The sequence below is a fragment of the Rickettsia finnyi genome (assembly GCF_049668125.1).
In the GTDB taxonomy this organism is placed as follows: domain Bacteria; phylum Pseudomonadota; class Alphaproteobacteria; order Rickettsiales; family Rickettsiaceae; genus Rickettsia; species Rickettsia kotlanii.
Genome location: NZ_CP187160.1, coordinates 255,421 through 275,521, shown reverse-complemented (window position 1 = coordinate 275,521; position 20,101 = coordinate 255,421). Strand labels below are relative to the sequence as shown.

The following is a 20,101-nucleotide window of genomic DNA, read 5'->3' as shown; positions in this document are numbered from 1 at the left end:
AAGAATGGTAGACGAAGATTAACTTCAAAAAGAGCAAGGAACTCACAAGGCGATGAGGCATTGCTGCGTGGATATTGTTTTTTCGTCATTGCGAGGAAAATTACAAAGTAATTTGATGAAGCAATCTCAGGAGTTTATTATTATTTCATGAGATTGCCACGCAGCCTACGGCTGCTCGCAATGACGATTTGGTATCCCGCACTGTGCTACAAACGGAACATTACGAATATCAAATAAAGCTTGCTGTGCTCGATTTTGTTCCCCTATATCGGCTCCTGCACGTGCAGCATTTAATCATTGCTGTGCATCTGCTAATTGTTGCGGATTCTCGGCTTGTATTCGTGCTAGTGTTCTGTGCTTGTCTTAACCTTAAGTTTTCTCTGTCTACTTGTTGCTGTCCCACCAGAGCCGCTACCATATCTTGCTATAGTCGTGTTTGCCTCTGTCCTAACATATCTAATGTTTCTCTTGCTACTATTTACGTTTCCTACTATCGCTGCTTCCGCTCTTGCTTGAGCATATGCCGGTTGTGCCACTGCTTGCACTCCTACTTGTTGTACTTGTAATCCGTGCAGTAAAGCAACGGTTCCGGTAGCTGCAGTATAAGTATATCCATTAGGAACAAATGCATCTCCATTATTCATCCTCAAAATTGATAGGGCGGCTACATCATTCACCGTGTGAGCCTTATTAATATTAATCACAATATTTGTACCGAATGCCGTAGGGAGATTTTGAAAAACTATACCGCTTTCTCCTAAAGCATTTATAGTAATATTGCCTTCAAATACTACATCACCGGTAAGAATTACGTTACGTCTAAGATCAAATGTCGAGCTGTTAATGTTAGCATTACCGTTAATTGTAATGTCCTGCGTGCGAATATTATAAGTCCCCGAATCAAAATTAGGCTGTCTAGAATGAATATCATTATGCAATTTGTGTTCATGATTACCTTCAAACATCACTTTAGAAACTTGTTTAATTTGTAAGCTGATTTCATAAATATCAGGAATCTTTACAAAAGTTACCTCTCCTCTCATAGATAGTTTTAGTAGTAGTAATATTACCGGTAATGGTTAGCTCAGAACCTATTCCATTACCGCTTGTAAGCTTTAGCTTTGCTTTTGCATTATTATTGGCTCCATATGCAAGAAGTGCTCCTAAAGCATTTTGAACTGCCCTTTGAGTTTGCTGATCGTCAACGTTAGTTATATTGTTAATACTAACTCTTGTAGTTGGATTGCCTTCAATAATAGTAAATACCCCATTAAAACCATAAAGATTAATATCATTAATATTTTGGGCAAAATTAACCCTATGGTTATTTTCTGCGATAATAATATTGTCATTATCCTGCGGAAGATAATGGTTGTGATTATATCTCCAATCATTCATCGTACCTATATTAGAAGATGGATTTCCTGCCGGAATAATATCTGCCGCAAAGCCTCCCATGCTGCAAGTAGCCCAATACTACTGGTTGCTAGTAAAAGTTTATTAAAAAAAGTTTTTTTCTTATTAGTTATAATTTCCCCTATAACTTATTGCTTTTAATGATTTTACCACTTAACTTATCGGTCATTATACACTATTTATTTACGACACACAATAATTAATGAATAAATTTACTATTAGTTAATATTTATTAATTATTTACGATGGCGTGATTTATGAAATTTAAGGAAAATAGGCTGGTTTAATGAAAGGCATGGGTTATGGTGTTTGTTTGGTAGGTAATCGTCATTGCGAGTAGGCATTGCCCGCGTGGATCAGTTTTCCGTTGTCATCCCGTGGCTTGACCACGGGATGACACTGAATACGTTTTTCGATCCGCACAACAATGTCGTAATTTCCTCGCAATGACGTCAAAATAACATCCTATTCATCATCTATATTAGAAAGCTCATCTTGTAATTCTCGAGAAAATACATCCTCATCATTGTTAGAATCATTCAATTTCTTAAGAGAGTTTTTGAAATTATTTAGGTCTTTATTTTCAAATATTTCAATAGATTTTAAAGTCTCGTTTGGAATTATAACTATAATATTTTTACTTAATTCATCTAAATAATCAGTAGTAACGGAAACTTTCAGTACTCCTCCATAGCTCTGTTTGCTACTTACTACAAAATCTTTTAAAGATTTACTTTTAAAATAGTTTTCAGAAGTAAAGATCATTGTTATAAAAAATAGTACTAACGAGATAGTAGTACCTACGGCCAATCCTGCTAATAGCCCTAAGAATCTTTCAATAAAACCGTTTCTCATAAATGAAATTATAGCAAGAAATTTATAAACTATAAAAACACATAAAATTAAAGCAATAACATAAGATATAACACCGGCAATAATTATTCTTATAACCTCATTATCCATATATTTCCCAATTAGGTCAGAAATATATGGATATAAAAAATATCCTAACATTATAGAAGTAATAAAACCGAGTATTCTAGTTGTAAACCCGATTATGCCTTGATATAAGCCAAAAAAGGAGGAAAGAGTAATAATAGCAAAAATAGTAATATCAAAAAATGTGATCATTATTGTTAACTTCTATTGAATAATTGGATTTAAATCTTATATATTATATAATTAAAGTTTAATTTATGGGCGATAAAATTTTTCATAACTTATCCGGTAAAACACTAGTTGCTACACCGCATGTAATTACAAAAGGCATTTACCATAAATCCTTAATTTATATGTTATCACACACGGAAGAAGGAGCAATAGGATTAATATTTAACCGCTTAGTAAATCATATAGATTTAAAATCGTTTTTTAAAATAAAAAATGATGAAATAACAACCCCGATTACGGTTCCTATATATCTTGGCGGACCCATAGAACATGAAAAAGGTTTTTTTCTTCATTCTAGCGATTATAATAAAAATTTGTTATTGGATTTCCATAATGATTTAGCAGTAAGCTCTAATTTAGAAATTTCAGAAGATATAGCTTTCGGTAAAGGACCTAAAAATAGCTTATTCATTGTCGGTTATACAGCATGGAAACCAGGGCAGCTTGAAGAAGAATTAGAGAAAAATCTATGGCTGGTTATGGATTGTAATAAAGAATTTATTTTTGCCGATAATCCTGAAAGTAAATGGCATAATGCATTAAAACACTTAGGCATTGATGAAATACATTTCTCATCACAAATAGGCAATGCTTAGAGATTATCTGTTAACCATTTTTCGGTAAGCCTAAGCAATAATGCTTAAAAAATTTTTCCTGACTGCTAATTAAATACACAAAATTAAAATGTTGTAATTCATATTTGTTTGTTTTTACATCAAATATTTTGGATGTATAGAAAACCTTAAATTGATCTGCTAATTGTTCAATATCTTGGACTCTCCCCGTTAAACCTATAAATATCTATTTTTCTAAATATTTTTTTAATACCTCACTTGTATCATGCTCAGAATCTAGAGTAATAAAAATTACTTATACTAAAATATTCTCTTTCTTCAAAATCTTAATAATATCTTCTACTCTTTTTAGTGCTTGATTGTCATATAAGGAATAGGTAGTACCAAAATAAATCAAACTTAAATGACCTTGCAAATGGGTACTATCAAACTTCTTTCCTTCTTGATCTATAAGAGTAAACTTAATTTTAGGCGAATCGTCCATATTACTAGTTTTCGCACCAATCTTAAGCTTAGACGGAGTTAATGAAGAATACAATAAACATAAAAATATTATGCCCATAATCATAGCTAGGGCTATAAAAATTTTTATAATATACATTTAGTTTTTATTATTTCTCATAACCTAAGTAATTATTAATATTTATTTATAATAAAACTTATTTTTATCATATATGCAATAAAAATCATCTTTCAGTATATTAAATATCGTAATATCTAAATTGCGATATTGTTAGTTAAAAAATTAATTAATTTTTTAACTAAATTGAAATTTGTTGAGTTAAGATTATTAAATAAAAAACAATTAAGAAACGGATTAATTATGTACAATTATACCGTTTATGTAAAACATTTAAATGATAAATTTAAAAAACAAGAACATACGGCAATAGTAGATAGTACCATTTCTGAAGACCATTTATTTCAAATACTAAATGACAACAACAATGCAACTCAACCGATACAAATACTCCTAAATCAAAATTCGCTTGAAATAACAAATAATATTGAACACAATAAAGCAGAAAATATGAGGGATATAATGATGTTAAAAAAAGAAGAAATAAAGGAAGCAGAAATGGAAAATTTTATATCTGATATGTTAAAGGATAAAAATTTTATCGACTTAATTAATAAAGATAGTGAGAAATAGAATCTATTATTGAAAGGAGTAATAAAGCTATAATTATATTAGGGCAAGAGAAAGAAGATTTAAATCTCATAGCTAATTTTCTTAAAAACGGTGAATTAATATTAGAAAGTAATGAGTATGGAGATTGGGACTTCTCAAAAAAAGTCTAACAGCAAGTTCAAATATTTTAGATAGTTTTTATATAAAAAAAGCAAAATATTTAACATATAACAGTTCTTATTTGGATGCTGCTAATTCATCCTCTGAATCTACTATTGACAAATTTTTCCTACAAAAAATTCTAAGTACGACTCTTACTAAATTTATATTAGCAATAAAAAATATTGAAACCAAAAACTCTAACTCTTCCCTTGTCAAAACCAATCTAGAAAAACTTGTCGGTATATTTGAACAATTTACTAAATTATTGAGATATATTGATATAAATGAAGGTAATTTATCTATAGTAGTGACCGATAGTCCAAGTAAGCAATAATTATACTCGTATATCTAAAATTATTGATGACACTATAAAACTCAGTAATTTTAGTGATGAACAAAAGAGTATCATTAATAAAATAAAAGATTCTATTTATTACCTCAAGCTAGCGAGCAAGCAAAAGACTATACAAATCTATTAAATATTAGCGATGATAATTATATCATTCTAGATGAATATAATAAAATAACAATCGACAGTGAAAATTCAACATAATGAGCTTAAAACATATATAGAAAATAATTTAAGTTTTGAAGATGTTTTGCCTAAAACAGACAAACTGAAACAATTAATAGATATAGTAAATTATTATAAACAGTTAAAAGACAATGCCAACACTATAGGAAATTTTTTAGAAATCGTTAAAAAATTAAATCAGCTTTTAGCAATAACGAAATCAGAAAATAAATTAGAGAATCTTCTAAATTACCTTAAATATTTATCTAACATCAAATTTTCCGAAAAAGAAAATTTGGTTACATTTAATTCTGCAAAATGGTTTAACGATTAATTTACCTCGGGGCATATAATATAAAAGAAAAATTATTAGAATCATTTAAGCATACAATATGCAAAGATAAAGATTCATTTATTATATCTCAAAGAATCAGAACTAAAAAAGAAAATACAGCAAAAGAATCCGCAAAATATAGCTAAATTAGCATCAGAAATAATTGAATTCAAGCCAAGGTGATTTTTATAACCAATATAATCTAGATATATCAGAAACAAGTCTGCAAGATTCACTAAAAGTATTTTGTCTTAATACGAAAGCTCTCATAGAAGAACAAGGAAGACCTAAACCTTAATGGAATATTATATGATTTGTCTAAAGAGTTAACATCAATAATTTCTTCACCGTGTAGTCAACTCAAATTTATACAAAAAACTGAAAAATATAAAAATTTAGTAGAAAAATTTAAAGAAGAAAAACTAGAAACTGATTATATGAATATTACGACAAGCCGGTCACATGATTCATACTTTAAAGAACCTTTTACTTAAGTTCAATGATTTAAACCTTAATTCTTCATTTAGACCATATTATAATAATAATGAAGATTCTAGCAATATGTTAGGTGCTTGTTATAATTCCTCAGAGTATCCTCAATGAGAAAAATTTAACATCTCTTAATACAATTTTTATAGACAAACAGAAATGTGGTGCTAGTATAAAAATAGCTATATTTAACGATGAATTAGATTATGACAAATAATCAATTTTCCGAAGATACCAAAAAAATTGCTGATCAAATAAAAGATGCATTAATGGGTATTAGTGACGATCTTGTACTTGAAAGTAAAGAGGTAGAGGAAATTTTTGAAGAATTAAGCCAAAATGAAGAATTTGAGTATGAGATGGAACGAACACTTGCTATCTTAAATGAACAAACTATGGATTTAACTCAACTGCAAAGTCGGATTATCTTATTAATCCGTAAGTATTTAGGTAAAACTAAAAACTTAAAGCTTAAAATGCTTAAAATGGATGAGAAGCTCATTAACAAGAATGTTGCCGAAGTCAGTAATTATTTAATGCATCAGCATTCTAAAATAGTTAGAGATGCTAATAAAAACCTTGCAAACCCAAAAGACAAATTACAAGGTTTAACCACACAAGCTAGAATAAACTTAAAACGTTTATTAAAAAGCTTTGCCGTTTATCAAATTTATATGTTTATGAACCCAAAAAGAATAGCAGGCGAAACGAAGCTAATGAACTTCGCCTATAATATGATCAAAGGGGGCATGAAACTCGCTAAAAAATATGAAGGCGGCAAGGAAAAAAACATTAAATCATATTCACCTAGACTTATTAAAAAACTTGAAAAAGCTCATATCGGCTTTAAAAAACGTGGCGGTATATCAATTTAACTATTGTATCTTTTTATAAAGAGCTTATACTAACCTAATATTAATATTATGATAGGTATCAAACTTTCAACTTAAATTATTCATGTAAACTTAATATTTCGGAACTAATAATTTGGGTACATCTTGGCTGCAGTACTCAAGAAAAACACCAAGCTCAACCTGTAAAAATTAACATAAAACTCTTTCTCTCAACTCCTCCCCTTGCTACTGTAACGGATAATATAAACGATACTGTTTGTTATGCAGAAATCGGCTAGTACAAAAACTTTCTCAAGAAAATCACTTTAATCTTATCGAGTATTTAGCCGCACAAATATATGATATTCTTTATCACAATTTTATCGAATCTAAATTAGAAAAGATTTTTCTAAACGTAACCGTTACTAAATTAAAATCACCGGTTTCAGGAGTGCATGGCGGAGTTTCTTTTTCTTATTCAGGAAAGGAGACACTATGATTTATATTTCTATAGGCAGTAATTTAGGTAATAGACTTTTAAATATTAAAAAAGCGCTAAATTTTACTAAAAAGTTGTGATTTTATATTGCTTAAGCAAGCTATTGTTTTTGAAACACAAGCTATTCTACCACCTAATGCAGATAAAGCTTGGGATAAACCATATTTAAATATGGTGATGCAGGGCAAAAGTACTTTAACGCCTAGTAAACTTCTAATTGAGCTTAAAAAGATTGAAAAACAACTAGGTCGAGCAAGCTCTTACGATAAATGGTCTCCAAGAGTTATTGACTTAGATATCCTACTTTGGAATAATTGCCATATAGATTTACCTGATTTAAAGATACCACATCCTGAATTATTAAACAGACCGTTTCTTTATTCATCTAATTGCAGGTTTAAGCTTGGAATGTCGTGATTCATGTCCGATCAATAATTTTTACAACAATAAAATCTTTGCAGAAATAGCACATTTAATTGAAAATCAAGGAGTTATACGCTCTCTTGTTTTTAATCCTCAATTTGTCGGTATTTTAAACATTACTCCTGATTCTTTTTCTGATGGAGGATTGAGTTTTTATAAAGAAGATGCCGTTAGAAATTTTGTATGCTTGATAAATGACACGTCCTGCTGCTTTAATTATTAATGAAGATAAAGAATATGCAAGACTTGATAATGTTCTTGAAGAGCTTAAGGAAGTTATAGTCAGTATTGATAGTTTTACTCCTGAAGTAATTAAACGTGTTAAAAAATACCCTATTTCCTGTATCAACTTGGTTAAAAATAATCTAGATGATTATACATTACGATTAATTGCCGATTATAATTGTAAAATTATTACTATGCATTCTATTAACCGTTCCACCGCAAAAACAAAAATGTCTTGATTTCGATAAATCTCCGCTTACTAGCTTAAATATATGGAAAGAGCAAGAAATAACAAAATTAGAAAAATGTGGATTTGATAGACAAAATATCATTCTTGATCCTGGAATTGGTTTTTGGAAAATCCATTTATCAAAATTTATATATTACAACATCATTAAAGAATTTAAAAATCTAGGATGCGAGATATTGGTAGGACACTCACGAAAATCTTATATTTCTGCTTTTTATAATTCCAAAGCATCGGAAAGAGACTTAGAAACAATAGCAATATCAAAATATTTAATGGAAAACGTAGTTGATTATTTACAAGTGCATAATGTTATAGAGCATCAAAGATTTTTTGTAGCAGACCATATGATTAAATATGTATAGTTCAATGCATTGAACTATATCTTATGAAAAATAGAAAAATCATCGGTATAATGGCATGTGATCCACAAGGGGTGAAGGTAATAAAGGTCAGATGCTTTGGTCTTATACTAAGGAGTTTTATCAGATGGTAAAAAATAATATTATAGTCATGGGACGAAAAACCTTTTACTGATAACCTCTAAAAGGAGGTAAGATGAAATTTTTATAACAGCTTAATATAAAAATCTTGAGCAATATAACCTCTTAAATCATCCATTTTATCAATTATGGAATATGGAAAAACTTGCTCATTCTACTTTACAAATTTACACAAAAGAATATTATCATCACGTTACAGCTTTCCCACGTTATATAAGTGCAATACATTCCAAATGTAGTGATATACAAGCTAGACAAATATTACTTGGTAATCTTATAGAAGAAGAACAAGGTGAAGAAAATCACCCGGAACTATGGAAACGTTTCACTGAAGGACTCGGATGTTTAAGAAACCAACTCACTTCAGAACCTAAATTAGATTTAACTCAAAAACTTGTTCAAGGTTATTTTAAATTAACAGAGAAATCTTTTTCTATAGGTCTTGGAGTACTTTATGCTTATGAGCGTCAGACTCCTAAAGGATCTGACTCTAAAATTCAAGGATTACAAAAATTTTATGGAATTTCAGATTACAGAACTTTACAATTTTTCATTGTTCATAGTAAAGTGATAGCCATACACAAGAATGTGCAAATTTGATTAATAATTTAAGCTCAAAAGAACAAAAATGAACACATCAAGGAGCAAAACTACTATGGCAATTTCTAGACGGTATAAATGCAACGTATCAATAATTTAACTATTATTCTTTCATAAAATGAAAAATATCTTCCTACATTTCTTAAGTCTTGAGAATTATCGTAATTTTAAAAATCTTGAACTAAAAACAGATAATACACCAATAATTTTAATAGGTGAAAACGGCAGCGGTAAAACTAATATTTTAGAAGCTATATCGCTATTTTATCCAGGAAGAGGACTGAGATCAGCAAAACTTGCCGATATATGCAAAACTTCAGAAGATCATTGTCTAGTTAAAGCTCTATTGCAAAGTAAGCTAGGACTTGCAGAATTTACCACCCAATTTAAACGTAGTTCTAATAGAAGGATAACTGAGTATAACGAAAGTAAAATAGCCAATAATGAGTTAAGTAAATTCACTAGCATGGTATGGCTGACTCCGCACATGGAAGGAATCTTTACAAGCGGTAGCAGTGCTAGAAGAAAATTTCTTGATAGAATAGTTTATAATTTTGATCCAAAGCATGCAGAACTAGTTAGTAAATACGAATATTACATGCATGAGAGAAATAAAATTCTAGTAGAAGATATAAGAGATGATAATTGGCTTAAAATTATTGAGGAAAAGATGGCTGATATTTCTAACCATATTGCTAATAATCGCTTAAAAACCTTAGAATTTATGCAGCAAGCAATAGATGACCTTGAAAATGAATTTCCAAAAGCCGATTTATCGATTGACGGCATTGTTGAACAAAAAATATTAAACGGCAAAGAAAATATTGTTAGTTTTATTACTGCAGAACTTTATCAAACAAGAAGCAAAGATAAACTACTTGGTTGCACTAGTTTTGGAGTTCATAAAAGTGACTTTTTAGTAAAGCATCAAAAGAAAAATATCTTAGCCAAATTCTGTTCTACCGGTGAACAAAAAGCTATATTAATTGCAATAATCCTTGCTGAAATGAATTATGCTATAAAGCTAACTAAAATAGCACCGATTTTACTTTTAGATGAGGTCTTTGTGCATTTAGACGACAAAAAACGTCAATATTTAATCGAATTTTTTACTGGCTTAACCATACAACTATGGGTTACCAATACCAATCTAGAGGGAATAGAAAATTTTGCAACTAAAGCACAATTGATTAAGTTATAGTTTGTGTAATAATGTCATTCCTGCTTTCGCAGGAATGACATTGAACACTTTTCTCGTACCACGTAACAACGCCCACTAAAAGCGGGAATGACATCAAGAGTATTTTCTGATCCATACAATAAAGCACTATCCCAATCAGATTCACAAAAAAATTTATAACATCCTTCTTGATTTTTATCGCACCTCTTAAAAAACCAAAATAATTATTATTATTTTTCATAAAATAAAATTACACTTCACTTACATATTATATGAACATTAGTTAAATTTAAAATTTTTTGTATATAAATATATTGCTTAATCTTTTGAAACTGCTTAAAATTAATTTTTAATTTATGTAAATACTATGACAAAACAATCTAATAAAATATCCTATGATGAAGTACCTTATTCTCCATTTACTTTCAGTTATACCTCCCCACCTTATTTAAGAACTATCGGCAAGCTATTCGGACTAAACCCTCCACCTCTTGAAACTGCTAAAATACTTGAACTCGGTTGTGGAATCGGTGTTAATCTGCTTAACTTTGCTGAAACATATCCTAAATCACAATCTCTAGGTGTTGACTTATCCAAAACACAAATAGAATTAGGTAAAAAAATTATCAGTGATTTGAAAATAAAAAATGCCGAACTAAAGGCATTATCTATATTGGACATTGATGAGTCATACGGTAAGTTTGATTACATAGTTTGTCACGGCGTATATTCATGGGTACCTGAAGAAGTACAAGATAAAATACTCGAAATCTGTAATAAACTGCTAAATCCCAACGGCATAGCTTTTGTAAGCTATAATACGCTCCCGGGCTGGAATATGCAGGGAACAATACGTGAAATGATTATGTTCCATTCAGAGCTATTTAATACTAGCCATGATAAATTACAGCAAGCTAAATTACTTTTAAAGTTCATCAATGACTCATTAGAAAGCTCCACAACGCCTTATTCTAATTTCTTACGAGATGAAACAAAATTATTATCTACATATACGGACTCATATGTATTACATGAATATTTAGGCGAAATTAATACAGGTACATATTTTCACCAATTCATAGAAAAAGCTCAAAAAAATCATCTAAATTACTTAGGTGATACGTCGCTTACTGCAATGTTTATCGGTAATTTACCTACTCAGGCAGCAGAAAAGCTACAAGCCGTTAATGATATTGTTCGTACTGAGCAATATATGGATTTTATCACTAATAGAAAGTTCCGCTCGACATTATTATGTCATCAAAACATACCTATAAACAGAAAAATTGAATTTAATAATTTAAAAGAGTTTTTTACTAGCCTTAATATTAGACCGGTAATTCTAGAAAAAGCTGTTGATTTAACTAACGAACAGGAAAATGTTAGCTTCTATTACGAAAATTTACCTGAGCCTTTTATTTCAACCACTTCGCCGATCATGAAAGCTATTTTATATGTATATGCCGAAAATATTAGCAATCCGATAAGCTTAGAACAAGTAGCAAAAGAAGCTTTTAAAAAGCTTGGTAAATATCAATTACAAGATTTCTTAGCAGCATTAGAACAGCATTTTATCATATTCATTTTTCAAGGTTATCTCAAAATATTTGAGACCAAACCTCATGCTATAGCAACTATCACCGAAAAACCTAAAACTAGCGAATTTGCAAGATACCAAGCAAAACAAGCACATTTTAATAATGTAACTAGCGTGTTTAGCGTCACTAATAGACTTAACGATATGGTAGGCATACCGATACATGAAAAATATATTTTAGAAATGTTAGATGGTACGCATAATATTGATGATATTAAGAAAGGCGTTCTTGAAAAAATTAATTCAAAACTTTTAACTGCTTGTGACGATAAAGGACAGGAAGTAACAGATCCAAAATTATTAAAAGAATTTGTTGACTATGTAGTTAATACATCCCTTGAGAAATTCCGGATGAATTATCTGTTAGTAGAGTAATTAAAATGTTCGTGGTCAAGTCTGCTTTGTTGTATGGATCAGCTTTTCCGTTATTGCGGGTAGTCGTAGACTACAGCCAATCCATAAAAATATAATCCGAGTAAATGAAGAGTAGCTATACGAAGCTCAACTTGGAAAAGAGCAAAGAGCCTGTAAGCCGAGGAGCGGAGCGTATACTTAATACGTGAGCATCCGAGGACTTACAAAGACGACACAGCCAATTTTTCAAGTTGAACGAGTATAACTATGCTACTAATTTTTCACGCAATACTTCAACTAACTTATTAATTGCTTCGGTTGGGTGGATGTTTTCAAGGATAGCAAGCTCGCCTGCAAGTCTATTTAAAGCTGATTCGTAGAGTGTTCTTTCACTGTAAGAACGATCATTATCAACATTTTTATGTAAGTCCCGTAATACTTCGGCTATGGCTACAATATTACCTGAGTTAATTTTGCCTTCATATTCTTGGGCTCTTCTACTCCACATTCTATTTCCTGGTTTTGGTTTACCTTGAAGAGTTGAATATATGACATCTAAATCTTTTCTGCTTGCAACCGCTCTAAGACCAACAACCGCAGCTCTACTAACAGGCACTTTTAATGTCATTTTATCCTGCGAAAAGGAAATTACATATACTTTAATTTCAGTACCTGCAATAGTATGATATTCTATATTTGTTATTTCACCAACCCCATGTGCAGGATAGACAATTCTCTGCCCTATTTTAAACTCGGATTTTTGTTCGGATTGTGTTGTATTTGCCATTATTAATTCCTCCGTAGTGGTTTTAGTGCCTTAAGAACTTAATGTTAGACTATTATTTTCTATAGCATAGCACATTTTGCTTTTATTATAAAGTAGAGATTTTTATTGAAATAAAATTGATACGATCTTATTATAAATAATATATTAACTCCTTCGTAGTGGTTTTAGTGCCTTAAGAACTTAATGTTAGATTATTATTTTCTATAGCATAGCACATTTTGCTTTTATTATAAAGTAGAGATTTTTATTGAAATAAAATTGATACGATCTTATTATAAATAATATTAATAAGTTATAAGGAATAAATATGCGAAGTATTTTTATTGTGCTAATATTTTTATTATTTTTGAGTAGCTGTTCAGAAGAAAAAGCACAAGATAAGAACCATGAGGAAAAACAAATAATAGAGCACGAAACTCTACAAAATAACGAAACTTCTAAAGAAACAAATCAGGAAGCCGTAAATTCTGAAAATACGGCTGAATCAATAGTTCCTGCTAATGATAATAATCAGACTGATGAAGTATCAACGCCGGTTTCACAAGAACAAAAAAATCCTGCAATAAAACCTGTTAAAGTCACTTTTAAAGTTGATGATAATGATATGGTTCTCGGTAACAAAAAATCAAATGTTATAGTAGTCGAGTATTTTTCTCCTACCTGTCCGCATTGTGCTTATTATCATCAAACAATTTTTCCGGAACTTAAGAAAAAATATATTGATACTAACAAAATTGCATATGTGGTTCGTGAATTTATTGCTACTAAACAAGATTTAGATGCTGCAATTTTAGCCCGCTGCAAGGGGGATACAAATAGTTTTACACAACTTCATAATATCATATTAATACAACAAGATAAGTGGGCATATAGCAATAAATACAGAGAATTATTAACTGATATAGGACAACTTGGCGGTATTTCTCCGGAAGAATATAAACAATGTTTAAATAATGATAAAATTACTGCAATACTAATTGCTAATACCAATTTTGTAGCAAAAGCACCCCAATTTATAGGTACTCCTTCTTTCTTCGTTAACGGAGTACAAACAGGAAGTTATAGCATAGATACTATTTCCACAGCAGTTGATAAAGCTTTAGAGGAGCAGAAAGAAAAAGCAAAAAATGAAATGAGTTTGTAATTTAGATCGTCATTACGAGCAGTCGTAGAACTGTGCAGCAATCTCATTAAATATCCTGAGATTGCTTCATTGATGCCTATGGCGTCTTCTTGCAATGACGGAGATAAACTAATGAATACGGGAAAATTAAAAGATATCAAAGCAAGAATTAAAGACTTAAAAACTCCTAAGTTTTCTAATCCTAAAATTCAGCAAGAAATTAGCCCGTTCACTATCGCTGTAGATTTAGTTTCAGGTACAATGGTAGGTATCGTAATTGGAATATTTACGGATAAATTTTTTAATTCTAAACCTTTATTTCTTATTATATTTACAATAATAGGAATGACTGCCGGCTTTAACATTATAAGGCAAAAAGTAAATAATAAAAAGTAAGGAAATGACTCATAGCCCTTTAGCACAATTTGATATCAAAAAATTAATAGACATCAAAATGTTCGGTTTTGACGTCAGCTTTACTAATTCGAGTATCTATATGTTACTTGCTAACATCTTAGCTCTAACTTATTTTTACTTAGCTTTTTATAACCGGAAATTAGTACCTTCTAGATTACAAGTGAGTGCTGAAATAGTTTATAATCTTGTAGCTGATATGTTAAATCAGAATATAGGAGTAAAAGGACGTAAATTTATTCCGTTAGTTTTTAGTTTATTTATTTTCATTTTATTCTGTAATTTACTTGGTATGACACCTTATAGCTTTACTGCTACTAGTCATATTATCGTTACTTTTACCTTGGCAATTCTAGTATTTTTAATGGTAACTATAGTCGGTTTTGTAAAACACGGCTTACGTTTTTTAACCCTTTTTTTACCGCACGGTACTCCTTTATGGTTAGCACCGTTGATGATAGTAATTGAACTATTTACATATTTAGCAAGACCGGTTAGTTTATCATTGCGACTTGCCGCTAATATGATGGCGGGACATGTTTTATTAAAAGTAATAGCCGGTTTTACCGTTTCATTAATGATTTACTTGAAATTTCTGCCAATCCCTCTTATGGTGATACTCATTGGGTTTGAAATTTTTGTTGCAATACTTCAAGCTTATATTTTTACTATTTTATCTTGTATGTATCTTAATGATGCTATTAATTTACACTAGGCTTTTTGCACAACTTGCTTCTAAAGGTAATTTGTACGTCAATCCGATGCTCGAGTCCTCACGTACTTTTTTGTACGCTGCGGTTCTGTGCTTTGTGTTTCCTGCAAATTCCTCTTTATTAGCTTCGTTGTGCAAAAAGCCTATTATACAGATAATTAGATAAAATTTTTTGATTAATTAAAAGTAAGGTTTTTTATGGACATGGTTTCTTTAAAATTTATTGGTACAGGATTTATGGCTATCGGCATGTACGGTGCAGCTTTAGGCGTTAGTAATATATTTAGCTCTCTACTTAGTTCAATAGCACGAAACCCTTCGGCTACAGAAAACTTACAAAGAATGGCTCTGATCGGTGCAGGTCTTGCTGAAGCAATGGGACTTTTTTCCTTTGTAATTGCTATGTTACTTATTTTTTCTTAAAATTCATTTTTAAATAAGATGCCTCAATTTGATATTGCTACCTATTATTCACAAATTTTTTGGCTTATCGTTACTTTCGGCTTATTGTATATCTTTGTTTATAAATTTATAACTCCAAAAGCTGAAGAAATTTTTAATAATAGACAAACAAATATTCAAGATAATATTACGCAAGCAGATACATTGACCATAGAAGTAGAAAAGCTAAATAAATATTATAACGAAGAAATAGACAAAACAAATACTGAAATAGATAGGCTAAAAAAAGAAAAAATAGACTCTTTAGAATCAGAATTTTTAATTAAAAAAAAGAATCTAGAGCAAGATTTAAAAAACGCTATAAATAAAAACATTGAAGATATAAATTTAGCTGCTAAGCAATTTAGAACTAATAAAAGCGCAGCAATCATAAAGCTTGCAGTTAATATTATTGAAAAAATAGCTGGCACTAAAGCAGATATGAATTTACTACAAAATATAAAAGTAAAATAATGAATTTCCTAGATGAGAGCTTCTGGCTTGCCGTTAGTTTTGTAATTTTTATATATTTAGTTTATAGACCAGCAAAAAAAGCCATTTTAAATTCTTTAGATGCTAAGATTTTAGAAGTCCAAGAAAAAGTTCTAAAAGCTGAAAAGTTAAAAGAAGATGCTGCTTTGCTCTTTAAACACACCAACGAACAAATAAAGAAATTAGAAACTTTACGCTCTCAAATGATAGAAGAAAGTAATGAAGTTACCAAAAAAATCATTCAAAAAAAAACTAAAGAAATTGAAGAATTTTTAGAGCATAAAAAATCTGATGCTATACAGTTAATGCAAAACCAAAAATCAACCGCAAGTAAAGAGCTACAAGATGAATTTTGTGATGAAGTGATAAAACTTGTATCCGAATATTTTCAATCAGTTAAGCTTTCAGAAAGCAACATTGCTAAAAATTTAATGGATAAATCTGATTTTCCTCAGGATGAGGGTAAAGATACATAGCCACACTAACCACTAGCTAGCAATTTATTTAAAATTGCTTCATCATTAACACATACCCGTAATATTGAGCCAGCAATAAAATATTCAGGATGTTCGTTTGTTATCTTATTTGTTAATTCAGGATAGGCTCTAACAAATTCTTTTACACAAGTGAAGTTTTTACTAGAACTGTTAATCGCTCCCAAGCAAATCGCTTCAAAATATAACATTTTAGCTATTTCTATATTTTTAAGATCAGATAACACTCCTAGTTGTTTTGCTAAATATCTATCGCCTAAATAGCCTTTCACCCCCCAATTTCCTAAGATTGAGAACTTACTATTCCACTTATCTTTAGCAGCATTAATATATATTTTATTTAAAACATTCTTTTGTATTTTTTATTTAATTTCTAATGTAACTTCCTCAAAATCGCCTCTTTGTAATATAAACTCCCTAGTTTCATTATTTTTTATAAATTCTGATGCAATTTTTTTGAGATAAGCTTTTAGCTTTGTAGTGACCTAAACCTAAAGTTTGTACGTATATTAAATAAGATTGTTTACTCTATAGCTTCGTATGTATTATCTAATTTTCATAAATCACTCCGATATTATTAAGAGAGCTAGCAATAAAAGAAGGGTGAACTAATTCTTGATCGATTTTTAAAGCTTTCTTATAAAATTTTAACGAAAATTTACATAATATAGATTATAATAACCTATTTTTTGATATAAATTTACCTTTCTACATTTATCAATTTCAATATCATCATTTAATATTTTTACTACATGGGGATAAAATATTTTAGAAATTTCCTAGTCTTCACTTGGAACATCTGTTAATATTGGAAATAAATCATCTAAGATTTCTGCTAGTCTTGTATAAATCTCTTTTTCATCTATCGCATGTTCTTTATATTTATTTATATATTGCTTTGTTATAAATTGCATTAATCTATGTAATTGTAAGCCGTTTTGTCTATTGTGTTATGTTAGATTCATTATCGATAATGCTTCTAACGTTTTTATAGGTTCTTGTAGCTTTTCTTCATCTATTAAAAATAATTCTTTGAAAATCTCTATACTGATAAAATCATGGTCTAAATCTTGCAGAATATTGTAATATCTGCCAAGCTAAAGGTGATTTTTCTAATAATTGTAGTAATAAAACAGTTTCTATATGATTATCTTTGTTATTTTTAAAGTAATTAATGTAATCATTTACTTTAAGTAATTTATTTGCTTTTAAATATGCTACTGCTTTAGATAGCCTATAAGGTGATGCAGCATCGTTACTACCAAAGTCTTCTACTAATTTATCAATATCTTTCTTGTTTAAGCTATTTTTTAGAGATTTCTTTAAATATAATATCGCTTCTTTTTTACTAAAAGACTCTAATATAATATTTTCTATATCATCACTTAAATTATTATTTTTAGTAGTAATTATCACTTGTGCCTTATCATTAAGTATATTAATTATACTGTTAAGATAAGGCTCTATCTATATCTTTATGATCTTCAACATTATTAAAAATAAATAATATAGCTGAATTTAAATTAGCAATCCTCTCATGGACTAATCTTATTATGTTTTCTTCCTTTTCATCTATTACGTAAATAGTAAAAATTCTTTTGTCTATATGCTTCAAGGACTTTGTCTGCAGAATCTGCGTTAATAAAACGTACTATTTTCTTTTTCGCTTGTGTTTGTCTATCTCCATATTTTATAGCTAGAGTGATTTTACCGGCTCCAGCGAAAACACTAACTGTTACAAATCGTTTTTCGTTTAAAGTTTCTTCTATTTGTTGTAAAATTTCTATGGACAATCAGATTATAAGTTGATAAAGGGAGTAAATTGCTAATTATATTTTCTGTAACTTTAATTGATTCATTAGGAGTATAAGCGTTGCAGTCTTCTAATACTTCCTTTGCTTCCCTACTTACTGCAATTAACCTTAAAATTTGCTCTCTTAAATCATCTACTTTAACTTTAGAAATATATAATATTTGCCATATTGAGGTTTTATTTCATATAGTTCTTTTATTACTTTTAACTGTTGTTTTATTAAATTTGGTATTTCTTTTTTATCTATACTCAATTTGCTCAACTGTGCTAGATACCAATCGCTACTGCCCTTATTATTTGTATTTGCTATATCTACAGACAAATTTACTTCTTTTATACGATAATGACCTTTGTAAGAAAGTTCAAATTTTCCCTCAGGGGTTATGAGCTCTTTTGATGGGCAACCTTGTGCGGCATTATTTTCTAAATGCTTATAAACCTCTAAAAATTGTCCGGTTGCAATATTACCGCTTATAAGCTGATCGATTACCTTTATTATCTTGCCTGTATGCTTTAGAGTAATTTTAGGAAATAATCTATATGCTTTATTAATATGCGGATTACAGACATTAACAAAATTCGGAGCTGATAAATAAGTTGTTATATTTAAATTTTTTACGTCAAAGGTAGCTTCATGGCTATATATCTGCGGCTGAAGATTTTCTGTAGCTAAACCCGGGCTATCGAATGTGATTGCCTTTGCTTTTGGATAATGAAAATCTCTATGAGCAAAATATAAACTAAGCTCTGCGAACCATACACCTAAAGAATGACCTGTGAAAGATAAATTATAATTATTCTCTTCAGCATATTTGGTAATCTCCTTTGTAGCTTCATATGAGGCCGCTTGCTGTGCCACTATCTGTCCACCTAAAATACTTTTAAAATGAGCTTTAAACGGTGAATTAGTTTTAAGCAAATCTAATTTTTCAAATGTAGTACCTCGATAGGTAAGTACCATTTGTTTTACTTTTTCATTTACATATGCTACTGCATAATATCTACCTATTTCAGGCTTGTTAAATATTTTTCAGTCTTTTAATTGTTCATTTCGAGTTTTGACCTTTTCATTATTTTCTTTTTCTACAGCAAACTCTACAATATCATTTTCTGTAGAATCCATATAAGCATGTAAACTAAATAAACCATGGACAAAGTCGGTAGGGTGCTTATAGTTTTGATTATTTAAGATAATTTTATTTCAATCTTTTGTACAAACTCACTAGAAGCATTAGGCATCTTGCCCCAGCTTACATTACCGATAAAATTATTATTTTGGATTTTAGCAGCTATTCCCTCTAGCTGCGGAAGCGTTAAATGTAGATTGCTAAATCTAAATGAACAAATGAAGGGGCATGCTTTCTAGATACACTATAATTGTTTGATAGTCACTTATAGTTTGAGAATAGTTAACTAGGTTTTTTGAAGAAAACACATCTGCTTTCATAAATATACTTCATAAAATTTTATTAGTTGCATTGTATAATATTAATTGAACTAAACTTTGTATTTTCAATCAAATTTTTGAAACGTTATAAATTAAAAGTTATTATTTTTCAACTATTATCTTTA

27 protein-coding genes and 7 pseudogenes are annotated in these 20,101 nt (G+C 29.7%); 23 read left to right on the top strand and 11 right to left on the bottom strand.

What is annotated here, in order from left to right:
* Nucleotides 1-593: 593 nt before the first annotated feature.
* Both ACPKKV_RS01620 and ACPKKV_RS01615 read right to left on the bottom strand, forming a co-directional pair.
* Nucleotides 594-1,398: pseudogene (locus ACPKKV_RS01620) on the bottom strand (hypothetical protein); the annotation flags it as partial.
* Between the two features lie 483 nt (nucleotides 1,399-1,881).
* Nucleotides 1,882-2,547: a CvpA family protein gene (locus ACPKKV_RS01615; RefSeq protein WP_392505865.1), complete on the bottom strand. Its 666-nt coding sequence runs from the start codon at nucleotides 2,545-2,547 to the stop codon at nucleotides 1,882-1,884.
* A 65-nt stretch (nucleotides 2,548-2,612) separates the two neighbouring features.
* Here ACPKKV_RS01615 and ACPKKV_RS01610 point away from each other — a divergent pair, with 65 nt between their 5' ends.
* Complete coding sequence (locus ACPKKV_RS01610) at nucleotides 2,613-3,182, top strand: YqgE/AlgH family protein (protein WP_392505863.1); 570 nt, start codon at nucleotides 2,613-2,615, stop codon at nucleotides 3,180-3,182.
* A 10-nt stretch (nucleotides 3,183-3,192) separates the two neighbouring features.
* On the opposite strand, the pseudogene ACPKKV_RS01605 reads toward ACPKKV_RS01610, so the two are convergent.
* A pseudogene (locus ACPKKV_RS01605) lies at nucleotides 3,193-3,762 on the bottom strand (SCO family protein).
* Between the two features lie 165 nt (nucleotides 3,763-3,927).
* Between ACPKKV_RS01605 and ACPKKV_RS01600 the strand changes: the two are divergent.
* From ACPKKV_RS01600 to ACPKKV_RS01525, 16 genes and pseudogenes are all read left to right on the top strand, one after another.
* Complete coding sequence (locus ACPKKV_RS01600) at nucleotides 3,928-4,314, top strand: hypothetical protein (protein ID WP_424492224.1); 387 nt, start codon at nucleotides 3,928-3,930, stop codon at nucleotides 4,312-4,314.
* Nucleotides 4,315-4,438: 124 nt separating this feature from the next.
* A complete protein-coding gene (locus ACPKKV_RS01595; RefSeq protein WP_392505860.1) occupies nucleotides 4,439-4,789 on the top strand; it encodes a hypothetical protein in 351 nt (116 codons plus the stop codon).
* A 265-nt stretch (nucleotides 4,790-5,054) separates the two neighbouring features.
* Nucleotides 5,055-5,303 carry a hypothetical protein gene (locus ACPKKV_RS01590; protein ID WP_392506914.1) on the top strand — a complete coding sequence of 83 codons (249 nt, stop codon included), beginning with the start codon at nucleotides 5,055-5,057 and terminating at the stop codon, nucleotides 5,301-5,303.
* Nucleotides 5,304-5,466: 163 nt separating this feature from the next.
* Complete coding sequence (locus tag ACPKKV_RS01585; protein ID WP_392505858.1) at nucleotides 5,467-5,601, top strand: hypothetical protein; 135 nt, start codon at nucleotides 5,467-5,469, stop codon at nucleotides 5,599-5,601.
* Nucleotides 5,602-5,617: 16 nt separating this feature from the next.
* Nucleotides 5,618-5,797 carry a hypothetical protein gene (locus ACPKKV_RS01580; RefSeq protein WP_392505857.1) on the top strand — a complete coding sequence of 60 codons (180 nt, stop codon included), beginning with the start codon at nucleotides 5,618-5,620 and terminating at the stop codon, nucleotides 5,795-5,797.
* 201 nt (nucleotides 5,798-5,998) lie between these two features.
* Nucleotides 5,999-6,667: a DUF5394 family protein gene (locus ACPKKV_RS01575; RefSeq protein ID WP_392505856.1), complete on the top strand. Its 669-nt coding sequence runs from the start codon at nucleotides 5,999-6,001 to the stop codon at nucleotides 6,665-6,667.
* A gap of 95 nt (nucleotides 6,668-6,762) precedes the next feature.
* A complete protein-coding gene (locus tag ACPKKV_RS01570) occupies nucleotides 6,763-6,924 on the top strand; it encodes a dihydroneopterin aldolase (RefSeq protein ID WP_392506913.1) in 162 nt (53 codons plus the stop codon).
* Entirely contained in the window at nucleotides 6,903-7,124 is a 222-nt protein-coding gene (locus ACPKKV_RS01565) for a dihydroneopterin aldolase (protein WP_392505855.1), read from the top strand. The genes ACPKKV_RS01570 and ACPKKV_RS01565 overlap by 22 nt, the downstream gene beginning before the upstream one ends.
* 87 nt (nucleotides 7,125-7,211) lie before the next feature.
* Nucleotides 7,212-7,541, top strand: coding sequence for a 2-amino-4-hydroxy-6-hydroxymethyldihydropteridine diphosphokinase (folK, locus tag ACPKKV_RS01560; protein WP_392505853.1), 330 nt, complete (start codon nucleotides 7,212-7,214; stop codon nucleotides 7,539-7,541).
* A 200-nt stretch (nucleotides 7,542-7,741) separates the two neighbouring features.
* Entirely contained in the window at nucleotides 7,742-8,011 is a 270-nt protein-coding gene (locus ACPKKV_RS01555) for a dihydropteroate synthase (protein ID WP_392505852.1), read from the top strand.
* Complete coding sequence (locus ACPKKV_RS01550; protein ID WP_392505850.1) at nucleotides 7,938-8,384, top strand: dihydropteroate synthase; 447 nt, start codon at nucleotides 7,938-7,940, stop codon at nucleotides 8,382-8,384. The genes ACPKKV_RS01555 and ACPKKV_RS01550 overlap by 74 nt, the downstream gene beginning before the upstream one ends.
* A gap of 23 nt (nucleotides 8,385-8,407) precedes the next feature.
* A pseudogene (locus ACPKKV_RS01545) lies at nucleotides 8,408-8,550 on the top strand (dihydrofolate reductase); the annotation flags it as partial.
* Nucleotides 8,551-8,609: 59 nt separating this feature from the next.
* Nucleotides 8,610-9,217: pseudogene (locus tag ACPKKV_RS01540) on the top strand (CADD family putative folate metabolism protein); the annotation flags it as partial.
* Between the two features lie 23 nt (nucleotides 9,218-9,240).
* Nucleotides 9,241-10,323 (top strand): DNA replication/repair protein RecF, encoded by a 1,083-nt coding sequence (recF, locus tag ACPKKV_RS01535; RefSeq protein ID WP_392505849.1) that lies wholly within the window; start codon nucleotides 9,241-9,243, stop codon nucleotides 10,321-10,323.
* 346 nt (nucleotides 10,324-10,669) lie between these two features.
* Nucleotides 10,670-12,274, top strand: a complete 1,605-nt coding sequence (locus tag ACPKKV_RS01530) for a methyltransferase regulatory domain-containing protein (RefSeq protein WP_392505848.1) — start codon at nucleotides 10,670-10,672, stop codon at nucleotides 12,272-12,274.
* A gap of 131 nt (nucleotides 12,275-12,405) precedes the next feature.
* Nucleotides 12,406-12,508, top strand: a pseudogene (locus ACPKKV_RS01525) (palindromic element RPE5 domain-containing protein).
* Between the two features lie 10 nt (nucleotides 12,509-12,518).
* Here the strand turns inward: ACPKKV_RS01525 and ACPKKV_RS01520 are convergent.
* Nucleotides 12,519-13,040 (bottom strand): CarD family transcriptional regulator, encoded by a 522-nt coding sequence (locus tag ACPKKV_RS01520; protein WP_392505847.1) that lies wholly within the window; start codon nucleotides 13,038-13,040, stop codon nucleotides 12,519-12,521.
* Nucleotides 13,041-13,347: 307 nt separating this feature from the next.
* Here ACPKKV_RS01520 and ACPKKV_RS01515 point away from each other — a divergent pair, with 307 nt between their 5' ends.
* The 3 genes from ACPKKV_RS01515 (at nucleotide 13,348) to ACPKKV_RS01505 (ending at nucleotide 15,292) form a co-directional block, all read left to right on the top strand.
* Entirely contained in the window at nucleotides 13,348-14,184 is an 837-nt protein-coding gene (locus ACPKKV_RS01515; RefSeq protein ID WP_392505846.1) for a DsbA family protein, read from the top strand.
* Between the two features lie 111 nt (nucleotides 14,185-14,295).
* Entirely contained in the window at nucleotides 14,296-14,559 is a 264-nt protein-coding gene (locus tag ACPKKV_RS01510; RefSeq protein WP_392505845.1) for an AtpZ/AtpI family protein, read from the top strand.
* Nucleotides 14,560-14,563: 4 nt separating this feature from the next.
* A complete protein-coding gene (locus ACPKKV_RS01505; RefSeq protein WP_392505844.1) occupies nucleotides 14,564-15,292 on the top strand; it encodes a F0F1 ATP synthase subunit A in 729 nt (242 codons plus the stop codon).
* On the opposite strand, the pseudogene ACPKKV_RS01500 reads toward ACPKKV_RS01505, so the two are convergent.
* A pseudogene (locus tag ACPKKV_RS01500) lies at nucleotides 15,287-15,466 on the bottom strand (palindromic element RPE1 domain-containing protein); the annotation flags it as partial. The gene ACPKKV_RS01505 and the pseudogene ACPKKV_RS01500 sit on opposite strands and share 6 nt — an antisense overlap.
* 21 nt (nucleotides 15,467-15,487) lie before the next feature.
* Between ACPKKV_RS01500 and ACPKKV_RS01495 the strand changes: the two are divergent.
* Genes ACPKKV_RS01495 through ACPKKV_RS01485 form a run of 3 tightly spaced genes read left to right on the top strand, consistent with a single transcriptional unit; the run spans nucleotide 15,488 to nucleotide 16,698 of the window.
* Nucleotides 15,488-15,712: a F0F1 ATP synthase subunit C gene (locus ACPKKV_RS01495; protein WP_014365151.1), complete on the top strand. Its 225-nt coding sequence runs from the start codon at nucleotides 15,488-15,490 to the stop codon at nucleotides 15,710-15,712.
* Nucleotides 15,713-15,730: 18 nt separating this feature from the next.
* Nucleotides 15,731-16,204: a F0F1 ATP synthase subunit B family protein gene (locus tag ACPKKV_RS01490; protein WP_392505843.1), complete on the top strand. Its 474-nt coding sequence runs from the start codon at nucleotides 15,731-15,733 to the stop codon at nucleotides 16,202-16,204.
* The gene (locus ACPKKV_RS01485; protein ID WP_392505842.1) at nucleotides 16,204-16,698 is read left to right on the top strand and encodes a F0F1 ATP synthase subunit B; all 495 of its coding nucleotides are present in this window, start codon (nucleotides 16,204-16,206) and stop codon (nucleotides 16,696-16,698) included. The genes ACPKKV_RS01490 and ACPKKV_RS01485 overlap by 1 nt, the downstream gene beginning before the upstream one ends.
* 5 nt (nucleotides 16,699-16,703) lie before the next feature.
* Here ACPKKV_RS01485 and ACPKKV_RS01480 read toward each other — a convergent pair whose 3' ends face one another.
* From ACPKKV_RS01480 to ACPKKV_RS01455, 6 genes and pseudogenes are all read right to left on the bottom strand, one after another.
* The gene (locus tag ACPKKV_RS01480) at nucleotides 16,704-16,988 is read right to left on the bottom strand and encodes a hypothetical protein (RefSeq protein ID WP_392505841.1); all 285 of its coding nucleotides are present in this window, start codon (nucleotides 16,986-16,988) and stop codon (nucleotides 16,704-16,706) included.
* A 277-nt stretch (nucleotides 16,989-17,265) separates the two neighbouring features.
* Nucleotides 17,266-17,438 (bottom strand): annotated as a pseudogene (locus ACPKKV_RS01475) (tetratricopeptide repeat protein).
* Nucleotides 17,439-17,495: 57 nt separating this feature from the next.
* Nucleotides 17,496-17,630 (bottom strand): hypothetical protein, encoded by a 135-nt coding sequence (locus ACPKKV_RS01470; RefSeq protein WP_392505840.1) that lies wholly within the window; start codon nucleotides 17,628-17,630, stop codon nucleotides 17,496-17,498.
* A 142-nt stretch (nucleotides 17,631-17,772) separates the two neighbouring features.
* Entirely contained in the window at nucleotides 17,773-18,132 is a 360-nt protein-coding gene (locus ACPKKV_RS01465) for an NTPase (RefSeq protein WP_392505839.1), read from the bottom strand.
* A 152-nt stretch (nucleotides 18,133-18,284) separates the two neighbouring features.
* Nucleotides 18,285-18,509 (bottom strand): hypothetical protein, encoded by a 225-nt coding sequence (locus ACPKKV_RS01460; RefSeq protein ID WP_392505837.1) that lies wholly within the window; start codon nucleotides 18,507-18,509, stop codon nucleotides 18,285-18,287.
* Nucleotides 18,510-18,662: 153 nt separating this feature from the next.
* On the bottom strand, nucleotides 18,663-19,490 hold the full coding sequence (locus ACPKKV_RS01455) for a lipase family protein (protein ID WP_392505835.1): 828 nt from the start codon (nucleotides 19,488-19,490) through the stop codon (nucleotides 18,663-18,665).
* Between the last annotated feature and the right edge of the window lie 611 nt (nucleotides 19,491-20,101).

Coding starts and splice junctions, on each gene's coding strand:
- ACPKKV_RS01555 (WP_392505852.1), top strand. CDS start 7,742: ATGACACGTCCTGCTGCTTTAATTATTAATGAAGATAAAGAATATGCA.
- ACPKKV_RS01510 (WP_392505845.1), top strand. CDS start 14,296: ATGAATACGGGAAAATTAAAAGATATCAAAGCAAGAATTAAAGACTTA.
- recF (WP_392505849.1), top strand. CDS start 9,241: ATGAAAAATATCTTCCTACATTTCTTAAGTCTTGAGAATTATCGTAAT.
- ACPKKV_RS01515 (WP_392505846.1), top strand. CDS start 13,348: ATGCGAAGTATTTTTATTGTGCTAATATTTTTATTATTTTTGAGTAGC.
- ACPKKV_RS01490 (WP_392505843.1), top strand. CDS start 15,731: ATGCCTCAATTTGATATTGCTACCTATTATTCACAAATTTTTTGGCTT.
- ACPKKV_RS01485 (WP_392505842.1), top strand. CDS start 16,204: ATGAATTTCCTAGATGAGAGCTTCTGGCTTGCCGTTAGTTTTGTAATT.
- ACPKKV_RS01520 (WP_392505847.1), bottom strand. CDS start 13,040: ATGGCAAATACAACACAATCCGAACAAAAATCCGAGTTTAAAATAGGG.
- ACPKKV_RS01505 (WP_392505844.1), top strand. CDS start 14,564: ATGACTCATAGCCCTTTAGCACAATTTGATATCAAAAAATTAATAGAC.
- ACPKKV_RS01470 (WP_392505840.1), bottom strand. CDS start 17,630: ATGCAATTTATAACAAAGCAATATATAAATAAATATAAAGAACATGCG.
- ACPKKV_RS01455 (WP_392505835.1), bottom strand. CDS start 19,490: ATGGTACTTACCTATCGAGGTACTACATTTGAAAAATTAGATTTGCTT.
- ACPKKV_RS01495 (WP_014365151.1), top strand. CDS start 15,488: ATGGACATGGTTTCTTTAAAATTTATTGGTACAGGATTTATGGCTATC.
- ACPKKV_RS01530 (WP_392505848.1), top strand. CDS start 10,670: ATGACAAAACAATCTAATAAAATATCCTATGATGAAGTACCTTATTCT.
- ACPKKV_RS01575 (WP_392505856.1), top strand. CDS start 5,999: ATGACAAATAATCAATTTTCCGAAGATACCAAAAAAATTGCTGATCAA.
- ACPKKV_RS01610 (WP_392505863.1), top strand. CDS start 2,613: ATGGGCGATAAAATTTTTCATAACTTATCCGGTAAAACACTAGTTGCT.
- ACPKKV_RS01615 (WP_392505865.1), bottom strand. CDS start 2,547: ATGATCACATTTTTTGATATTACTATTTTTGCTATTATTACTCTTTCC.